This is a genomic window from Inhella sp. (assembly GCF_041912635.1).
Classification (GTDB): domain Bacteria; phylum Pseudomonadota; class Gammaproteobacteria; order Burkholderiales; family Burkholderiaceae_C; genus Inhella.
Genome location: NZ_JAYRMO010000006.1, coordinates 165255 through 182864, shown reverse-complemented (window position 1 = coordinate 182864; position 17610 = coordinate 165255). Strand labels below are relative to the sequence as shown.

Annotated in this window: 15 protein-coding genes; 5 read left to right on the top strand and 10 right to left on the bottom strand. The window is 68.1% G+C overall.

The window, feature by feature from the left end:
• From ACE3QP_RS05500 to ACE3QP_RS05480, 5 genes are all read right to left on the bottom strand, one after another.
• On the bottom strand, positions 1 to 583 hold a 583-nt coding region (locus tag ACE3QP_RS05500; RefSeq protein ID WP_374434224.1), incomplete at its 3' end, for an isocitrate/isopropylmalate family dehydrogenase.
• Positions 580 to 1230 carry a 3-isopropylmalate dehydratase small subunit gene (gene leuD, locus ACE3QP_RS05495; RefSeq protein WP_374434222.1) on the bottom strand — a complete coding sequence of 217 codons (651 nt, stop codon included), beginning with the start codon at positions 1228 to 1230 and terminating at the stop codon, positions 580 to 582. The genes leuD and ACE3QP_RS05500, both read right to left, overlap by 4 nt.
• 302 nt (positions 1231 to 1532) lie before the next feature.
• Positions 1533 to 1655, bottom strand: coding sequence for an entericidin A/B family lipoprotein (locus tag ACE3QP_RS05490; RefSeq protein ID WP_198110079.1), 123 nt, complete (start codon positions 1653 to 1655; stop codon positions 1533 to 1535).
• Between the two features lie 55 nt (positions 1656 to 1710).
• Positions 1711 to 3120: a 3-isopropylmalate dehydratase large subunit gene (leuC, locus tag ACE3QP_RS05485; RefSeq protein WP_374434220.1), complete on the bottom strand. Its 1410-nt coding sequence runs from the start codon at positions 3118 to 3120 to the stop codon at positions 1711 to 1713.
• Between the two features lie 4 nt (positions 3121 to 3124).
• Positions 3125 to 4075 (bottom strand): LysR family transcriptional regulator, encoded by a 951-nt coding sequence (locus ACE3QP_RS05480; protein WP_198110081.1) that lies wholly within the window; start codon positions 4073 to 4075, stop codon positions 3125 to 3127.
• Positions 4076 to 4276: 201 nt separating this feature from the next.
• On the opposite strand from ACE3QP_RS05480, the gene ACE3QP_RS05475 reads away from it, so the two are divergent.
• Positions 4277 to 5074 (top strand): substrate-binding periplasmic protein, encoded by a 798-nt coding sequence (locus tag ACE3QP_RS05475; RefSeq protein ID WP_374434218.1) that lies wholly within the window; start codon positions 4277 to 4279, stop codon positions 5072 to 5074.
• Here ACE3QP_RS05475 and ACE3QP_RS05470 read toward each other — a convergent pair whose 3' ends face one another.
• The 3 genes from ACE3QP_RS05470 to parC all read right to left on the bottom strand — a co-directional run bounded on the left by ACE3QP_RS05470 (position 5075) and on the right by parC (position 9807).
• Positions 5075 to 7123, bottom strand: coding sequence for a M13 family metallopeptidase (locus ACE3QP_RS05470; protein ID WP_374434216.1), 2049 nt, complete (start codon positions 7121 to 7123; stop codon positions 5075 to 5077).
• 78 nt (positions 7124 to 7201) lie between these two features.
• The gene (locus ACE3QP_RS05465; RefSeq protein WP_374434214.1) at positions 7202 to 7474 is read right to left on the bottom strand and encodes a DUF427 domain-containing protein; all 273 of its coding nucleotides are present in this window, start codon (positions 7472 to 7474) and stop codon (positions 7202 to 7204) included.
• A complete protein-coding gene (gene parC, locus ACE3QP_RS05460; RefSeq protein WP_374434233.1) occupies positions 7471 to 9807 on the bottom strand; it encodes a DNA topoisomerase IV subunit A in 2337 nt (778 codons plus the stop codon). The genes ACE3QP_RS05465 and parC overlap by 4 nt, the downstream gene beginning before the upstream one ends.
• Positions 9808 to 10099: 292 nt before the next feature.
• On the opposite strand from parC, the gene ACE3QP_RS05455 reads away from it, so the two are divergent.
• A complete protein-coding gene (locus tag ACE3QP_RS05455) occupies positions 10100 to 12301 on the top strand; it encodes a hypothetical protein (protein WP_374434213.1) in 2202 nt (733 codons plus the stop codon).
• 24 nt (positions 12302 to 12325) lie between these two features.
• Here the strand turns inward: ACE3QP_RS05455 and ACE3QP_RS05450 are convergent, their stop codons facing one another.
• The gene (locus ACE3QP_RS05450; RefSeq protein WP_374434211.1) at positions 12326 to 12817 is read right to left on the bottom strand and encodes a GNAT family N-acetyltransferase; all 492 of its coding nucleotides are present in this window, start codon (positions 12815 to 12817) and stop codon (positions 12326 to 12328) included.
• A gap of 29 nt (positions 12818 to 12846) precedes the next feature.
• Positions 12847 to 14802, bottom strand: a complete 1956-nt coding sequence (locus ACE3QP_RS05445; RefSeq protein ID WP_374434209.1) for a DNA topoisomerase IV subunit B — start codon at positions 14800 to 14802, stop codon at positions 12847 to 12849.
• Positions 14803 to 14854: 52 nt separating this feature from the next.
• On the opposite strand from ACE3QP_RS05445, the gene ACE3QP_RS05440 reads away from it, so the two are divergent.
• From ACE3QP_RS05440 to dapA, 3 genes are all read left to right on the top strand, one after another.
• On the top strand, positions 14855 to 16057 hold the full coding sequence (locus tag ACE3QP_RS05440) for an MFS transporter (protein WP_374434207.1): 1203 nt from the start codon (positions 14855 to 14857) through the stop codon (positions 16055 to 16057).
• Positions 16058 to 16213: 156 nt separating this feature from the next.
• The gene (locus tag ACE3QP_RS05435; protein WP_374434232.1) at positions 16214 to 16717 is read left to right on the top strand and encodes a class I SAM-dependent methyltransferase; all 504 of its coding nucleotides are present in this window, start codon (positions 16214 to 16216) and stop codon (positions 16715 to 16717) included.
• A complete protein-coding gene (gene dapA / locus ACE3QP_RS05430) occupies positions 16714 to 17595 on the top strand; it encodes a 4-hydroxy-tetrahydrodipicolinate synthase (protein WP_374434205.1) in 882 nt (293 codons plus the stop codon). Before ACE3QP_RS05435 ends, dapA begins: the two co-directional genes overlap by 4 nt.
• The last annotated feature ends 15 nt before the right edge of the window (positions 17596 to 17610 follow it).

Here is a 17610-nt window from a genome sequence, read left to right as displayed (position 1 = left end):
TGGCCTTGTCCACACTGGTGACCTTGCCGCGCCTCTTGCGGGCGGCCTGGAAGGCCAGGTGGGCGATGCGCTCGATCTCCGGGCGTGAGTAGCGCATGGTGTCGAAGGCTTCCTCGGCGCCGGGGAAATGACCATCCACCGCGGTGCGGCGGCCGCGCGGGGTGCCGAAGTAGATGTCGCCGGTCAGCTCGCGCAGGATCAGGATGTCCAGTCCGGCCACCAACTCGGGCTTGAGGCTGGACGCGTGGGTCAGCTGCGCGTAGCAGAGCGCCGGGCGGAAGTTGGCGAACAGGCCCAGGTGCTTGCGCAGGCCCAGGATGGCCTGCTCGGGGCGCAGCGCGCGCTCCAGCTTGTCGTACTTCCAATCGCCCACAGCGCCGAACAGCACCGCGTCCGCCTTCTTGGCCAGGTTCAGCGTGGTGTCGGGCAGCGGGTGGCCGCTGGCCTCATAGGCCGCGCCGCCCACCGGTGCGGCTTCCAGTTGCAGGTTCAGGTCCAGGGCCTGCAACACCTTCACCGCCTCGGCCATGATTTCCGGGCCGATGCCATCGCCCGGCAGCACCGCAATCAGCTTCGCGCTCATGCCGACAACTCCTTCTTCAGCCAGGGCTTTTCCGCCAGTCGCTTGGCCTGGTAGGCCTCAATCTCCTTGGCGTGCTGCAGGGTCAGGCCGATGTCGTCCAGGCCGTTGAGCAGACAGTGCTTGCGGAAGGGCTCGACATCGAAGCGGTGCTCAGTGCCCTCGGGCGTGCGTACCACCTGCTGCTCCAGGTCGACGGTGAGCTGGTAGCCAGGCGTGGCCTGCACGGCGGCAAACAGCTGATCCACCACCTCGGCCGGCAGCACCACCGGCAGCAGGCCGTTCTTGAAGCAGTTGTTGAAGAAGATGTCGGCGTAGCTCGGGGCGATCAGCGCACGGATGCCGTATTGCTGGATGGCCCAGGGTGCGTGCTCGCGGCTGGAGCCGCAGCCGAAGTTGGCGCGGGCCAGCAGGATGCTGGCGCCGGCGTAGCGCGGCTGGTTCAGCACAAAGTCCGGATTGGGGCGGCGGCGGGCCGGGTCTTGGCCGGGCTCGCCGCGGTCCAAATAGCGCCACTCGTCGAACAGGTTCGGGCCGAAGCCGGTGCGCAGGATGGACTTGAGGAACTGCTTCGGGATGATGGCGTCGGTGTCGACATTGGCCCGGTCAAGGGGCACCACCAGCCCCTGGTGCTGGCGAAAGGCTTGCATCGTTTCTCCATGCCCAGGGGTCACCCTGGGCCAAGGGTCTGCTGACATGTAAATCACCCTCGCGCCGGGTTACCCCCGGCTGCTGGCGTCGGCGCGGCGCGCAGCCCTGGCTGGACGCCAGGGCGAGCGGCGCAACAACCGCCAGTGGCCTTGGGCAACCCGGCCCTTCGGGTGAGGCCCAGGAAGCGGGCCACTCGTTGTTGCCGAAGCTTGCTGGGGGAGCGCCACAGCTGCGCTTCGGCGCCTAGATTGGCCCGCTTCCTGGGCCTCACGCGAGGGTGATTCACATGCCAGCAGACCCTTTACTTCTTGGCAGCGCCCTCGATCTTTTCGCCCACCTTCTGCACATCCTGGCCGAAGCCTTTCATGGTGTTGCAGCCCGCCAGAACGGTCAGGGTGAGGATCAGGGTCAACAGCTTTTTCATGGTCTTGCCTCAGGGGAATGCGGACAGACCGAAATCATGCCGCGCTCCCGAAGCATCAGTTCAGCTTGCGGACATCCACGAAGCGCCCCTTCATGGCCGCCGCGGCCGCCATGGCCGGGCTCACCAGGTGGGTGCGTCCGCCGGCGCCTTGCCGGCCTTCGAAATTGCGGTTGCTGGTGCTGGCGCAGCGCTCACCGGGTTCCAGGCGGTCGGCATTCATGGCCAGGCACATTGAGCAGCCCGGCTCGCGCCACTCGAAACCGGCCGACTTGAACACGCGGTCCAGGCCTTCGGCCTCGGCCTGGGCCTTCACAAGGCCCGAGCCCGGCACCACCAGGGCCAGCTTGATGCCCTTGGCGACCTTGCCGCCCACGCGCTGCACCACGGCCGCAGCTTCGCGCAGGTCTTCGATGCGGCTGTTGGTGCAGGAGCCGATGAAGACCTTGTCCACGGCGATGGAATCGATGCGCTGGTGCGGCTGCAAGCCCATGTACTGCAGGGCGCGGTTCTGGGCATCGCGCTGCACGGCGTCGCTGGCACGCGAGGGTTCGGGCGTAAAGGCGTCCACTGGCAACACCATCTCGGGCGAGGTGCCCCAGCTGACCTGCGGCGCGATCAGGGTCGCGTCCAGCTCCACCACGGTGTCGAAGTGGGCATCGGGATCGCTGTGCAGGGTGCGCCAGTAGGCCACGGCGGCGTCCCAATCGGCACCGCTGGGGCTCAGGGGGCGGCCCCGCAGGTACTCGATGGTGGTGTCGTCCACCGCCACCAGGCCGGCGCGCGCCCCGGCCTCGATGGCCATGTTGCACACCGTCATGCGGCCTTCCATGCTCAGGGCCTGCACGGCCTCGCCACCGAATTCGATGGTGTAGCCGGTGCCGCCCGCCGTGCCGATGCGGCCGATGATGGCCAGCACCAGATCCTTGGCGCTCACACCCGGCTGCAGCCGGCCGTTCACGCGCACCAGCATGTTCTTGGCCTTTTTGGCCAGCAGGCACTGCGTGGCCAGCACATGCTCCACCTCGGACGTGCCGATGCCATGCGCCAGCGCGGCGAAGGCGCCGTGGGTGGAGGTGTGGCTGTCGCCGCAGACCACCGTCATGCCGGGGAGCGTGGCACCCTGCTCGGGGCCGATGACGTGCACGATGCCCTGGCGGCGGTCGCTCATCTTGAACTGGCGGATGCCGTGCTTGTCGCAGTTGGCATCGAGCGTGTCGACCTGCAGCTTGCTCACCGGGTCAGCAATGCCGGCGCTGCGGTCGGTGGTGGGCACGTTGTGGTCGCTCACCGCCAAGTTGGCGGCCAGACGGAAGACCTTGCGGCCCGCCAGGCTCAGGCCTTCGAAGGCCTGCGGGCTGGTCACTTCGTGCAGCAGATGGCGGTCGATGTAGAGCAAGCTGGTGCCGTCGTCTTCACGGCGCACCACATGCTCGTCCCAGAGCTTGTCGTACAGGGTCTTGGCCACGTTCTCAGTCTTTTCTGGAGGCTAAATCGGATCGGGCGGCCGCCAGGGCGGCCTCGGCGGCGGCAGCCGCCTGGGGCGGGCAGAGCGCCTCCACGAAGCGCTGCACCACGGTGGGCAGGGATTCCTGGCGCGGCGTGGCCAGGCGGTATTCGCGTGCGGCCCAGGGCTCGGCCAGGGTCAGGCATTCCACTTCGAAGAGCTGCGCAAAGCGCTCGGCCGGGCCGCGCGGCATCACTGCCACGCCCAGGCCGGCTTCCACCAGTTGGGCGATGGCATCGAAGCCGCGCACCTGCAGGCGGGCGCGCAGGGTCTTGCCGCGTGCGGCGGCCTGCTCGCGCATCAGTTCCTGGGCGGCAGCGCCGGCGTGCAGACCGATGAGGTCGTGGTCCAGCAGGTCGTCGAAGCGCACCACGTTCAGGCTGGCCAGCGCGTGCCCGCGCGGCACCACCACAGCCAGGCGCGAGATGCGGTAGATCTGGTGCGTGAGCCGGTTGTCCAGCACCGGCGGCGTGAAGATGCCCACGTCCGCCCGGCCCTCGGCCACGGCGGCCTGCACCTCGGCGCTGGTCAGGTCTTCCAGGCTGATGCGGATTTGCGGGTGGCGGCTGGAGAACGCAGCCAGGTCGGCCGGCAGGCATTCGGCAATCGCGCCGCCATTGGCCACGATGCGCAGATGGCCCTTGATGCCGCGTGCGAACTCCACCACCTCGGATTCCATCGCGTGCAGGCTGGCCTGCAGGGTGCGGATGTGGCGCACCAGCGCGCGGCCGGCCTCGGTGGGCTCCACGCCACGGGCGCGGCGCTCGAACAGCTTGACCCCCAGGCGCGTCTCCAGGTCCGCCAGGCGCTTGCTGGCGGCCGCAAGCGCCAGATGCTCGGCCTTGGCACCGGCGGTGATCGAGCGGGTGCGCTCGATGGCCAGCACGAGGTGGAGGGTGGTGAGGTCAAGGCGCATGGTGTTCACTCTAAAGCTTCGTTGATGAAGGAATCTTCGCGTGATTACAGCCTATCACTACTTTCAAAACGAAGGCTTTGACCAGTGCGTGCCGCAATGAGCCGGTGCACGCTCTGGCCGTGAGAAATGCACAGGCGGGTTTGTCGGTTTTGTACCAATCTGTCACGCGCGCTTTGGCGCGCGCCCGTACGCTGACAGCCGATGCCCAAGCTCCGTCTCGCCCCCGTATTCCTGTCCCTGATCGCACTTGGCAGCGGGGGCGTCCTGGCCAACCCGGCCCTGGCAACGGTGGCCGTGTGTGACGACGTGGCCGAATGGCCGCCCTTTACCTACCGCGAACGTGATGCGCGCGGCCAGGCGCAGGCCAAGGTGGTGGGCTTCTCCGTGGAGGTGCTGCGTCGCATCCTGGCGCCGCAGCGCATCACCCTGAAGGTGGAGTTGCTACCCTGGGTGCGCTGCCTGCGCGAGGTCGAGTCGGGCCAGCAATTCCAGATGGCCTTGAACGCCAGCTTCAGTCCGGAGCGCGAGGCGCGTTTCCTGCTGAGCCAGCCCTATTACGAGACCACCCACACCTACTTCTACTCACGCAAGGTGTACCCGCGTGGCTTGCAGCTGCGCGATGTGGCCGACCTCACCCGCTATCACATCTGCGGCGTGCATGGCTACAACTACAGCGCCTACGGGCTTAGCGATGAACAGGTGGACCGCGGCGCACTGGACTTCTCACGCGTCATTGCCAAGCTGCACGCGGGCCGCTGCGAGATCGGCATCGAAAAGCTGGAGGCCGTGGCCGGCTTCAAGCGCCTGGGACGCGACCTGCTGGGCGACCCGGACCTGGGCCACGCACCCATTCCGGGCCTGGCGCGTGGCGAGTTCCACATGCTGATCTCGCGCCAGCACCCGCAAGGCGAGGCCCTGCGGGCACTGATCGACCGCGGTCTAAAGACCTTGCGCGAGAGCGGAGAGCTGCGCGAACTGCGTCAGCGCTACCTGTCCTGATCACCAGACGCGGCAGCGCTCAGCGTCCTTCTTGACCATCTTCTGCCCCGGCTTGCAGGCAAAGGCCTGGGCGAACTCGGGCATGTTCACGGCCACGCCGTTGATGCGGTAGCGGCCGGGGGAATGCGGGTCGGTGGCGGCGTGCAAGCGCGCGTATTCGGGGCGGGCGTGGCTGCAGTCCCACTGCGCAAAGCCGACGAAGAAGCGCTGCTCGGGCGTCAGGCCATCGCGGTTCTCCAGGCTCATGCCCTTGATCTGCTCCTTCCAGGCCTCCAGCGCCAGCACCAGGCCGCCGAGGTCGGCCAGGTCCTCGCCCAGAGTCAGCTGGCTGTTGATCTTGAGCTTGTCGATCACCGTGTATTGGCCGTACTGCTGGCTCACGCAGGCGGCGCGGCGCTCGAAGGCCTTGGCGTCCTGGGTGGTCCACCAGTCCTTCAGGCGGCCCTGGGCGTCGAACTGGCGGCCTTCATCGTCAAAGCCATGGATCAGTTCGTGGCCAATGGTGCCGCCGGTATTGCCGTAGCTGGGGGCATCGTCCAACTTGGCGTCGTACAGCGGCGGCTGCAGCACCGCGGCGGGGAAGTTGATGTCGTTCATCTGGGCGTTGTAGTAGGCATTCACCGTCTGCGGTGTCATGCCCCACTCGCCGCGGTCCAGCGGCTTGCCGATCTTGGCCAGCTGGCGCTTGAGCTCGAAGGCATTGCCGCGCTGCAGATTGCCGAGGAAGTCATCCCCCCGCACCTGGAAGGCGCTGTAGTCGCGCCAGTTGTCCGGGTAGCCGACCTTGTTGACCATGCTGGCAAGCTTCTCTTGCGCGCGCGCCTTGGTGGCCGGGCTCATCCAGTCCAGCGCCTCGATGCGGCGCGCCATCGCGGCCTTGATCTGGTCGGTCATCTTGATGACGCGCTCCTTCAGCTCCGGGCTGAAGTTGCGCGCCACGAACTCCTGGCCCAGGGCCTCGCCCAGCTGCGCGTCCACCAGTTCCACACAGCGCTTCCAGCGCGCCTTCTGCACCGGCACTCCCTGCAGGGCCTTGCCGTAGAAACCGAACTGTTCGGCCTGCCAGCCGGCGTCCAGGAACTCGGCCTGGCTGCTCAGCACCTGCCAGCGCAGCAGGGTCTTTAGCGCGGCCAGGTCGGTCTGCTGCAGCAGCGCCGCCCAGCGCTTGATGAAGCGCGGCTCGGTCACGTTCAGCACCGGCAGGGCCTGCTCCACACCCAGGGCGCTGCGGTAGGCGGCCCAGTCGAAACCGGGCGTCAGGGCCTGCAGCTGTTCGAGGCTGAGGCGGTTCGCGAGCTTGTAGGGGTCACGTCGCTCCACCGGGCTGAGCGTGGCGCGGGCCAGCTCGGTCTCGAAGGACAGCACGCTACGCGCCTGCCGCTGCGCCTGCTCGGCCGTGGCACCGGCACGCGCCAGGCTGCGCGCCACATGGGCCTGGTACTCGGCGCGCAGCTTGCGCGAGCGCGTATCGCTCTTCAGGTAGAGGTCGCGCTCGGGCAGGCCCAGGCCGCCGGCGGAGACGTAGGCGATGACCTGGGTGGCGTCATTGAAGTCCTGGCCGCTGGCGAAGCGGAAGAAGGCGCGCTCGTTGTCCAGCAGCAGGTGCAGCGCGGCCAACAGGGCCGGCAGCTGGCGCTTGTCCTGCAGGGCGTCGATGCGATCCAGCAGCGGCTGCAGGGGCTTGAGGCCGGCGGCATTCACGGCCTGCTCGTTCATACAGGCGCCGAAGTAGTCGCCCAGCTGTTGCTGCTGGGCGCTGCGCGCGGTGGTGGCGGGTTGGGCCAGCTCCTGCAGCACGCCCCACAGGTAGCGCCGGTTCTCGTTCGCCACCTTGGAGTACACAGCCCAACGCGCCTCGTCGGCGGGGATGGGGTTGTTCTTCATCCATCCGCCGCAGGCGTACTGGTACAGGTCTTCACAGGGGTCGACGCTGCGATCCATGGCCGAGACGTCCAGGCTGGGCGTGTAGGGCAGCTGGGTCAGCGGCTGTTCATCGGCCTGGGCGAGGCTGAAGGCGGCGACCAGCGCCAGGGCAAGGGTGTGTTTCATGGTGGGGGAATGGCAAGGGCCGGTGCGGCATGGCCAGCACCGGCCCGTGAAAAGGCCGTGATTGTCGCGATGCCGGGCTCAGTCGGCGATCGTCACGCCGCGCACGAAGGCCACGCGGTCTTTCAGCACATCCAGGCTGGGGTCCGGGTGGAACCAGATCGCATCCGGCAGCAGGTCGCCATTGACGAACAGGCTCAGCCACTGCTCCTCGCCATAGGCGCCGCGTGAGCGGTGGTTGCTGAAGGTGGTGAACTCGCGCTTCAGGCAGGCGGCGGGGAAATAGTGGTTGCCGTCCATCACCAGGGTGTCGGCGCTTTCGGCCAGCACCACGCCTTTCCAGATCGCTTTCATTCCTTGACCCCCGCCACCATGCCGGTGACTTGTTTGAAACCTTCCACCGGCTTGCCCTTGCGCGCGCGTTTGCCGGCATGGGCCGCCAGGCCGGACAGACGCAGCAACTCTTCCTTTGGCTTGTTGCCGCGTGCGATGCCGCTGAGCAGCAGGCCGCTGGCAAAGCAGCACACCGCCTGCAGCGCCACCTTGGGCGCCAGCTCCATGAGCATCAGGCCGCGGCCACCCTTGGGCTGGAGCTTGAGCTCGGTCACCGCATAGGTGAGCAGATGGCCGTCTTCGGCCAGGCAGGCCAGCTGGGGCTGTTCCGGGCTGACGACGCAGGGGCGCAGCGGCAGCTCGCCCGGCTCCAGGCTCAGGAAGGCCTTGCCGACGCGTTTGGAAGCCGTGAGGTCGCCCACCGTGGCCACCAGGCCGTAGCCGCCGCTGCCGGCCAGCACCACCGATTGCCCGGCCGGGCCGGCGATGTAGTGCAGCAGCTGGGTGCCCGGTTCGAGTTCGATCAGGCTGGTCACCGGCGCACCATCCCCCCGGCCGCCCGGCAGGGCCGAGACCGCCACCGAGTAGCTGCGCCCGCTGGAGCCCAGCGCGATCAGCGTGTCCACGCTGCGGCAACGGAAGGCGCCGTAGAGCGCATCGCCGGCCTTGAAGCCCAGGCCGTTGGTGTCGACCTCATGGCCCTTGAGCGCGCGCGCCCAGCCCTTCTGGCTGAGGACCACGGTGACAGGCTCGTCCACCACCTTGAGCTCGGCCACGGCACGCTTCTCGGCCTGGATCAGGGTGCGGCGCGCGTCGCCGAACTGCTTGGCGTCGGCCTCGATCTCCTTGACCATCAGGCGCTTGAGCGTGCCGGGGTTGCCGAGGATGTCGCGCAGCTTGTCGGCTTCGTCGCGCAGGTTCTTCAGCTCCTGCTCGATCTTGATCGCCTCCAGGCGCGCGAGCTGACGCAGGCGGATCTCGAGGATGTCCTCGGCCTGCCGGTCGCTGAGCCGGAAACGTTCGATCAGCGCGGCCTTGGGCTCGTCGCTGGCGCGGATGATGGCAATCACCTCGTCGATGTTCAGCAGCACGATCTGCCGGCCTTCGAGGATGTGGATGCGGTCCTCGGCCTTCTGTAGGCGGTGCTGGCTGCGCCGCTCGATCGTCGTCTGGCGGAACTGCAGCCACTCCAGCAGCAGCTCGCGCAGGGTCTTCTGCACCGGCTTGCCGTCCAGGCCCACCATCGTCAGGTTGATGGGCGAGCTGGTTTCCAGGCTGGTGTGGGCCAGCAGCACCTGGGTCAGTTCCTCCACAGCCACGGTGCGGCTCTTGGGCTCGAACACCAGGCGCACCGGGGCATCCTTGCTGCTCTCGTCGCGCACCCCGTCCAGCACCGCCAGCAGGGTGTTCTTCAGCTGCAGCTGATCCGGCGTGACGGCCTTCTTGCCGGTCTTGACCTTGGGGTTGGAGATCTCCTCGATCTCCTCCAGCACCTTCTGGCTGGAGACGCCGTGCGGCAGTTCGGTGATGACCAGCTGCCACTGCCCGCGCGCCAGGTCCTCGACCTTCCACCGCGCACGCAGCTTCAGCGAGCCGCGGCCGCTGGCATAGGCGGCACGGATGTCCTCGGATGCCGAGATGATCTGCGCGCCGCCCGGAAAGTCGGGGCCCGGGATGGCGGCGTACAGCTCGTCATCGCTCAGCTTGGGGTCGCGCAGCAGCTTCACCGCCGCCTCGGCCACCTCGCGCAGGTTGTGGCTGGGCACTTCAGTGGCCATGCCCACGGCAATGCCGCTGGCGCCGTTCAGCAGCACGAAGGGCAGGCGCGCCGGCAGGGCCTGCGGCTCCTCGGTGGAGCCGTCGTAGTTGGGCGTGAAGTCGACGGTGCCTTCGTCGATCTCCTCCAGCAGCAGGCGCGCCAACGGCGTCAGGCGGGCCTCGGTGTAGCGCATGGCGGCGGCGCCATCGCCGTCACGGCTGCCGAAGTTGCCCTGGCCGTCCACCAGCGGGTAGCGCTGGGCGAAATCCTGCGCCATGCGCACCAGGGCGTCGTAGGCGGCCTGATCGCCATGGGGGTGGAAGCGGCCCAGCACATCACCCACCACGCGCGCGCTCTTGACCGGCTTGGCGCCATTGGCACCGCTCCAGGCCAAGCCCATGCGGTACATCGCATAGAGGATGCGGCGCTGCACGGGCTTCTGGCCATCGCTGACCACCGGTAGCGCCCGGCCCTTGACGACCGAGAGCGCGTACTCCAGGTAGGCGCGCTGGGCGTATTCGCCCAGATTCAGGGCATCACCGTCCTCGCCACCCCCGCCGCCCTGGGGCGCTTGGGGTGGGGGCACGTCATCCATCAAACTCAACTGCTCGGGCATCGGGGTCACCTCGGGAGGACGCGCATTGTCTCCAAAGCGCGGTGCGGCAAAGCGCACACCCGCCCTGGGGCCGGCCCACCAGTTTGGGTGGGCTGGCTGCTACCCTCGCGACCCTTTGCCCAAAACGGATCGGGAGCACAAGGTGGGAATCGCAATTCAGCGCTGGTTCTGCGGCGCCATTCTGGGAAGCAGTCTTCTCTTGACGGGTTGCGGCGGAGGGGACGCGGCTCAGCCACCAGCGCCCGCCGAGCAGGCAGCCGCGGCGCTGCGCGTGCGTGCCTTGTCGAACCCGTCGGCCAGCGCGGCGGACAGCGCGGCCGTGGACCCCGAGGAGGCCGCGCGCCAGCTGTTCGAGTTTGCGCAGGTCTACTACCCCGAGTACTTCCCCGGCACGGCGGCCACGGCCAGCGCGCTGGGCTATCTGTACCGCTATTACGAGAGCACCGGCATCTACCTGGGCGTGCGCGAGGGGCAGGTGTACGTACTCGGTGGCTTGTTCGGCACCGAGGTCAAGCCGGTCGGGGCGCTGACGCAGTTCATCACCCCCCTGCCCCGCACGGCCTCGCGTCTGTGTGCGTCCGGAGCGGGCTTTGAGCGCTTTGCAAGCCTCGCCCCCCAAGTGGGCAAGAACGCCGGACTGACGGTGGCCGGCTGCGGTAGCGCCATTGCCTCGGTGCAGTGGCGTCAAACCGGCGGCGCCAGCGTGCCACTGCCGGCCGACAAGACGCAAACCATCAGCTTCGACCCCCCGGAGCCCGGCAGCTACGCCTTCGAGGTGAGCTACAAGGATTCGCTCGGCGTGGAGCGCAAGGAAGCCCAGACCGTTCAGGTGGCGGCCGCCCCCAGCAGCGAAACCGCACGCCTGACCCTGCGCGCCAGCCACTCCGTGCGCATGGGCGGCAAAGTCTCGTTGCGCGCCTGGCCCAGCCTGCCGGAAGGCGACAGCCTCAAGACCATCATCTGGACCCAGCTCGAAGGCCCGGCGGTGGAACTGGACACGCGCAACCCGCGCCAGGCCCTGTTCACCGCCCCGACGGTCACGCGCGACACCCTGATCCGCCTGCGCGCCACGCTCTACACCGCGCAAGGCAAGGTGGACAGCGACGAGGCCATGGTGCTGGTGGAATACAAGCAGCAGGCCCCGGCGAGCGACACCAATGCCATGTGGGCGGGTGACCAGATCTCGCGCACCTACCCTTACAAGCCGAACGGGCCCTACGCCAGCGTGCTGCGCAACTGCGTGTACGACCCCGGCATCTACCACTCGGGGCCGCGCTACAACGTCTGCCTGCTCGGCACCCTGCCCTTCATCGCCCAGCAAAAAGGCGGTGCCACCCCCACGGTGGACGAAGTGATGGACCGCGTGCTGGTCTCGCACGACTGGCTGGGCCGCAACTTCGAGGCCTTCCTGCGCGAGCACGACACCAATGGCGACATGCGCCGCATGCTCGGCAGCGTCACCGCCATCGTGCTCTCCACCCACATCCGGCCCTCGTTCTATTACGCCGGCACCGGGGCCATCTACCTGGACGGCGAGTCCTTCTGGCTGACCCCCGAAGAACGCGACACCATGAACGAGGCGCCCGACTACCGCAGCGAATTCGGCAACGCCCTGCAGTTCGACACCCTGTGGCGCTACACCAAGGACAACCAGCGCCTGTTCAAGTACTACGACCCCGCCGCGCGCATCACCCGCCCGCTGGACGAGGTGCGCAACGAAGCCACCTGGTTGATGTTCCACGAGCTGACCCATGCGCTGGACTTCATGCCGCCGTCCGCCTACGGCAGCCTGCAGAACTTCCGCAGCGCCTGGGACAACATCTACCCGCGCTACGCGAACTACCAGCTCACATCGGACCGGGTGCAGGCGCTCTACCCGCTGAGCTCCCAGCCCATGCTGGCCCTGGGCGACGTGCTGTTCCGCGGCAAGACGGCCACCGCCCAGCAAAAGGCCTACACGCCCGCTGACATCGCCGGCTTCTTCGCTCCCGACCTGGCGACGGACGACTACGCCTATTCCACTTCGCGCGAAGACACCGCGATGACGCTGGAGGAGTTCCTGATGCAACGGCGCCAGGGCATCCGGCGCGACTTCGCCATCTCCGACGACTTCCCGACCGGCGCCACCGGCTCCAGCATCATCGTGCGCTGGGGCCAGCGCGGCCGCATCGGCGAGCCCGCCATCCGTCCACGAGCCCGCGCCGTGGTCGCCGACCTGGCGCCCTGGGCCGGTGAGAACGAGGTCGATCTGCTGCCGCCGCCCATTGCCATGCGTGCCGGCGAGAGCTGGACGGCCAATCTGGAACAGCCCGCCGCTGCGCCGCGCGTCAAGGCCCAGGCGGCCCTGCCCACCCTGGAGCAATGGCAGCAGGTGCAGGCCGAGCAGCGCGTGATGCGCATGCGCCATAGCGGCCCCGACAAACCGCTGCCTCCTGCCCCGGCGGGTTGGCAAAGCACCGCGCCGCGGCGCTGATTCAGGACGTCAGGACGCCCCGCATCACTCCAGGCCCATCGCCACCCGGGCCTGGTATTCGCGGTCCAGCAGGGACATCACGATCAGGCTGTCGTAGCCGTCTGCGCCGTCCAGGGTGACGCGCACCGACTCGCGCAGCCGCCCTTCCTCGACGAAGCCCTCGCTGAGATAGAGCTGGTGCGCGCGCTCGTTCAGCGCCTTCACATCCAGCCAGAAGCGGTGCGCGTGCATCTGCGTGAAGGCGAGCTTCTTCAGCAGGCGCACACAGGCCCGCCCCAGGCCCTGGCCCTTGGTCTGCAGCACCAGGCGCTTGAGCTCGATGGAGCCATGCGGGTTGCGGCAGCCCTGCAGGATGACAAAGCCCAGGCGCTGCTGCTCCGGGCTTTCAATGATGAAGTGGCGGCAATCCGGAAAGCGGATCGCCCCTTCGTGCTGGGTGCGCTCCCAGGGGGTGATGAAGGGGCGGTTGGCACCGTCCTGCTCGACGCTGACGACCCAGTCCAGGTCGCTCAGCATGGTGGGGCGCAGGCGCGGGGCGGGCGCCGTCAAATGTCCACCTCGATGGCGTCGCCGTGCTTTTCCATCAGCTCGCGCCGCGCCGCCGCCTCATTGCGGCCCATCAGCTGGGTCAACACCTGCGCCGCCGCCTCGGCGTCCGGCGCGGAGACGCGCAGCAGGCGCCGGGTGTCCGGGTTCAGCGTGGTGTCCCAGAGCTGCTCGGCGTTCATCTCGCCCAGGCCCTTGAAGCGGCTGATGGTCCAGCTGCCTTCGCGGGCGCCTTCCTTGCGCAGCTTGTCGAGGATGGCGTGCTGCTCGCCCTCGTCGAGTGCATAGAGCTTGACCGGGGGCTTCTTGCCGCGCGCCGGGGCGTCGACGCGGAACAGGGGCGGACGCGCCACGTAGATGTGGCCTGCCTGCACCAGCTTCGGGAAATGCTTCTGGAACAGGGTCAGCAGCAGCACCTGGATATGGGCGCCATCGACGTCAGCGTCCGAGAGGATGCAGACCTTGCCATAGCGCAGGCCGCTCAGGTCGGGCGTGTCGTTGGGGCCATGTGGGTCCACGCTGATGGCCACCGAGATGTCGTGCACCTCGGTGTTCTTGAACAGCAGGTCGCGCTCGACCTCCCAGGTGTTCAGCACCTTGCCGCGCAGCGGCAGGATGGCCTGGGTTTCCTTGTTGCGGCCCATCTTGGCGCTACCGCCGGCCGAATCGCCCTCCACCAGGAAGAGCTCGTTCAGGTTCAGGTCACGGCTCTCGCAATCGGTCAGCTTGCCGGGCAGCACGGCCACGCCGCTGCCTCGTCTCTTCTCGACTTTCTGCGCGGCGCGCTGGCGGCTCTGCGCCTGCTTGATGACCAGCTCGGCCAGCTTCTTGCCTTGCTCGACATGCTGGTTCAGCCACAGCTCGAAGGCCGGGCGCACATAGCCGGCCACCAGTCTCAAGGCGTCGCGGCTGTTCAGACGCTCCTTGGTCTGGCCCTGGAACTGCGGGTCCAGCACCTTGGCAGAGAGCACGAAGCTGGCACGGCCGAACAGATCCTCGGGCATCAGCTTGACGCCCTTGGGTAGCAGCGAATGCAACTCAATGAAGGTCTTGACGGCCTGGAAGAGGCCATCCTTCAGCCCGGCCTCGTGCGTGCCGCCGGCCACGGTGGGGATCAGGTTGACGTAGCTTTCGCGCTGGCTGGCCGCCTCCTCGGTGAAGGCCACGCACCAAGCGGCACCCTCTCCCTCGGCGAAGTTCTCGGTGTCGCTGGCCTTGGCGTAATGGGCCCCCTCGAACAGTTCGACGACAGGCTCGGCGTTCAGGCTGCCCTGCAGGTACTCGCGCAGGCCGCCCTTGTAGAGCCAGGTCTGGGTCTCGCCCTTCTTCTCGTCGGTCAGCGTGACGGTCACCCCCGGCATCAGGACGGCCTTGCTGCGCAGCAGGTGCACCAGTTCGCCGCGCGGCAGCTCGGGGGCGTCGAAGTACTTGGCCTCGGGCCAGACGCGCACCTTGGTGCCCTGCTTGCGCGGCGCGCCGGGCTGCACCTGCACGGGCTGGATCACGTCGCCATGCGAGAACACGATGCTGGCGGTCTGGCCCTCGCGCTGCACCGTCACTTCCAGGCGTTTGGACAGCGCATTGGTGACGGACACGCCTACGCCGTGCAGGCCGCCCGAGAAGCTGTAGGCGCCGCCGGCGCCCTTGTCGAACTTGCCGCCCGCGTGCAGGCGGGTGAAGACGATCTCCACCACCGGCACACCCTCCTCCGGGTGCAGACCGAAAGGAATGCCGCGGCCGTCGTCCTCCACGGTGACCGATCCGTCGGTATGCAGCGTGAGCGCGATGCGCTTGCCAAAGCCCGCCAAGGCCTCGTCGGCCGCGTTGTCCAGCACCTCCTGCACGATGTGCAGGGGGTTTTCCGTGCGGGTGTACATGCCCGGCCGCTGCTTGACGGGCTCCAGGCCCTTGAGCACGCGGATCGAGGCTTCTCCGTATTGAGGGGTTACTGCCATGACTGTCCCAGTGAAGGGCGCGGATTCTAGGAAGCGCCCAGAATCGCCCCCTATGTCGCACCCGAAGCACCCTTCCGCCACCCAGATCCTGGCCTGTGGCGCCACCATCGTCACCCTCTCGATGGGCATCCGGCACGGCTTCGGCCTGTGGCTCCAACCCATCACCCTGGAGCGCGGCTGGACGCGAGAAGACTTCGCCCTCGCCCTGGCGTTGCAGAACCTGGTCTGGGGGGCCATCGGCCCGCTGGTCGGGATCTGGGCAGACCGGGTCGGGGCCCTGAAGCCCTTGCTGGCGGGCGCCCTGCTGTATGCCCTGGGCCTGGCCGGCATGGGCCTGGCAAACACGCCGGCCCTGTTCGCCCTGGCCGCGGGGCTGCTTATCGGCGTGGCGCAATCGGGCACCACTTATGCCGTGGTGTACGGCGTCATCGGCCGCCAGTTGGACCCTGCCAAGCGCAGCTGGGCCATGGGCGTGACGGCCAGCGCCGGCAGCTTTGGCCAATTTCTGATGCTGCCTATCGAGCACCGCTTGATCGAGGCATTCGGCTGGCAGCCCAGCCTGTTCCTGCTGGCCGGCGCGGTGCTCTTGATCCTGCCGCTGGCCCTGGGCCTGCGCGAACCACCCGTGAAGGCCAGCGGGCCACGCCAGGGCGCGCTGGCTGCGCTGAAGGAGGCCGTGGCCACCCCGAGCTTCCTGTGGCTGACGGCCGGCTACTTCGTCTGCGGCTTCCAGGTGGTGTTCATCGGCGTGCACCTGCCGGCCTATCTGAAGGACCAGGGGCTTTCGGCCGGTGTGGCGACCTGGGCGCTGGCGCTGATCGGGCTCTTCAATGTGTTCGGCACCTACGCCGCGGGCGCACTGGGCCAGCGTTTTCCGAAGCGCTACATCCTGTCCTTCATCTACGCCGCGCGCTCGGTGGCCATCGTCGCCTTCATCACCCTGCCCATCAGCCCGGCTACGGTGTACGTCTTTTCTTCTGTGATGGGCTTGCTGTGGCTCTCCACCATCCCGCCTACCAATGCCACGGTGGCGCAAATCTTTGGCGTGGCCAACCTGTCGATGCTGGGCGGCATGGTGTTCTTCAGCCACCAGATCGGCAGCTTCCTGGGCGTGTGGCTGGGTGGCTTGCTGTACGAGCAGACGGGCAGCTACCAGATCGTCTGGTGGATCGCCGTGGCGCTGGGCGTGTTCGCCGCGCTCGCCAATCTGCCCGTGCGTGAGCAGGCGCTGCAGCGCCAGCCGGTGGCGGCCTGATGCTGCGCAAGCTGATGTTCGGCCTGCTCGCCCTGCTGGTGCTGGGCGCCGTGCTGCTGGCCTGGATCGACCCGGCCTTGATGCAGGCCCTGGCGGAGGGTGTGCGTGGCTGCTTCTGACTGGGTAAGCCGCTGGGTGCCGCAGTGGCAGGCCGGCATGAAGGCGTTGGACCTGGCCTGCGGCGGCGGCCGCCACAGCCGGCTGTTGCTGGAGCACGGGCTTCACGTCACTGCGGTGGACCGCGACGCCGAGGCCCTGCTGCTGATTCCCGAACCCGCCCGGGTGCTATGCGCCGACCTGGAAAACGGCCCCTGGCCGCTCGGCGGCGAGCAGTTCGACCTCGTGCTGGTGACGAACTACCTCTGGCGCCCGCTGCTGCCGCGCATCGTCGACAGCGTGGCCGAGGGCGGCTGGCTGGTCTACGAGACCTTCGCCGTCGGCCAGGAGCTGCTGGGCCGACCGCGCAACCCCGACTTCCTGCTGCAACCCGGGGAGTTGCTGGCTGCGTGCCAGGGCAAGCTCCATGTGCTGGCCTACGAAGACGGCATCGTCAACGGCGCCCGGATCCAGCGCGTTGCCGCGCGCCACCTGCGGCTGCATGAGTCACCGCCCGACTGGCCGCTCCTAGAATCTCCGGCTCCCCAGGAATCCGCCCCATGAAATCCATCCACGGCAGCATCGTCGCCCTCGTCACCCCCATGCACGCCGATGGCGCGATCGACTACGCCAAGCTGCGCTCCCTGATCGACTGGCACATCGCCGAAGGCACCAACGTGATCGGCGTGGTCGGCACCACGGGCGAGTCGCCCACGGTCAGCATGGAGGAAAACTGCGAGGTCATCCGCGTCGCCGTCGAGCATGCGGCCGGCCGCGTGCCCATCCTGGCCGGCACCGGTGCGAATGCCACCCGCGAGGCCATCGAGCTGGCCCGCTACGCCAAGCAGGTGGGCGCCAGCGCGCACCTGAGCGTCGTGCCCTACTACAACAAGCCCAGCCAGGACGGCATCTACGCCCACTTCAAGGCCATTGCCGAGGCCGTGGACCTGCCGCTGATGCTCTACAACGTGCCCGGCCGCACCGTGGCCGATATGGCCCCCGAAACCGCGCTGCGCTGCGCTGCATTGCCCGGCGTGTTCGGCATCAAAGAAGCCACCGGCAACATCGAGCGCGCGGCCTGGCTGATCAAGCACGCCCCCGAGGGTTTCGCCATCTACAGCGGCGACGACGGCACCGCCCTGGCCCTGATGCTGATGGGCGGCGCCGGCGTGGTCAGCGTGAGCAGCAACGTCGCGCCGAAGCTGATGGCCCAGATGTGCGCTGCCGCGCGCGCCGGTGAAGTGGCCAAGGCCACCGCCCTGCACTTCCAACTGCTGAGCCTGCACAAGCAGCTGTTCTGCGAACCCAGCCCGGCCCCCACGAAATGGGCGCTGAGCCGCCTGGGCCACATCGAGAACAATCTGCGTCTGCCCCTGCTCCCGCTCACCCCCGCCGGCCAGAGTGCCGTCGAAGCGGCGATGCGCGATGCGCATTTGCTCTAATCCGCCTCTTTCCCA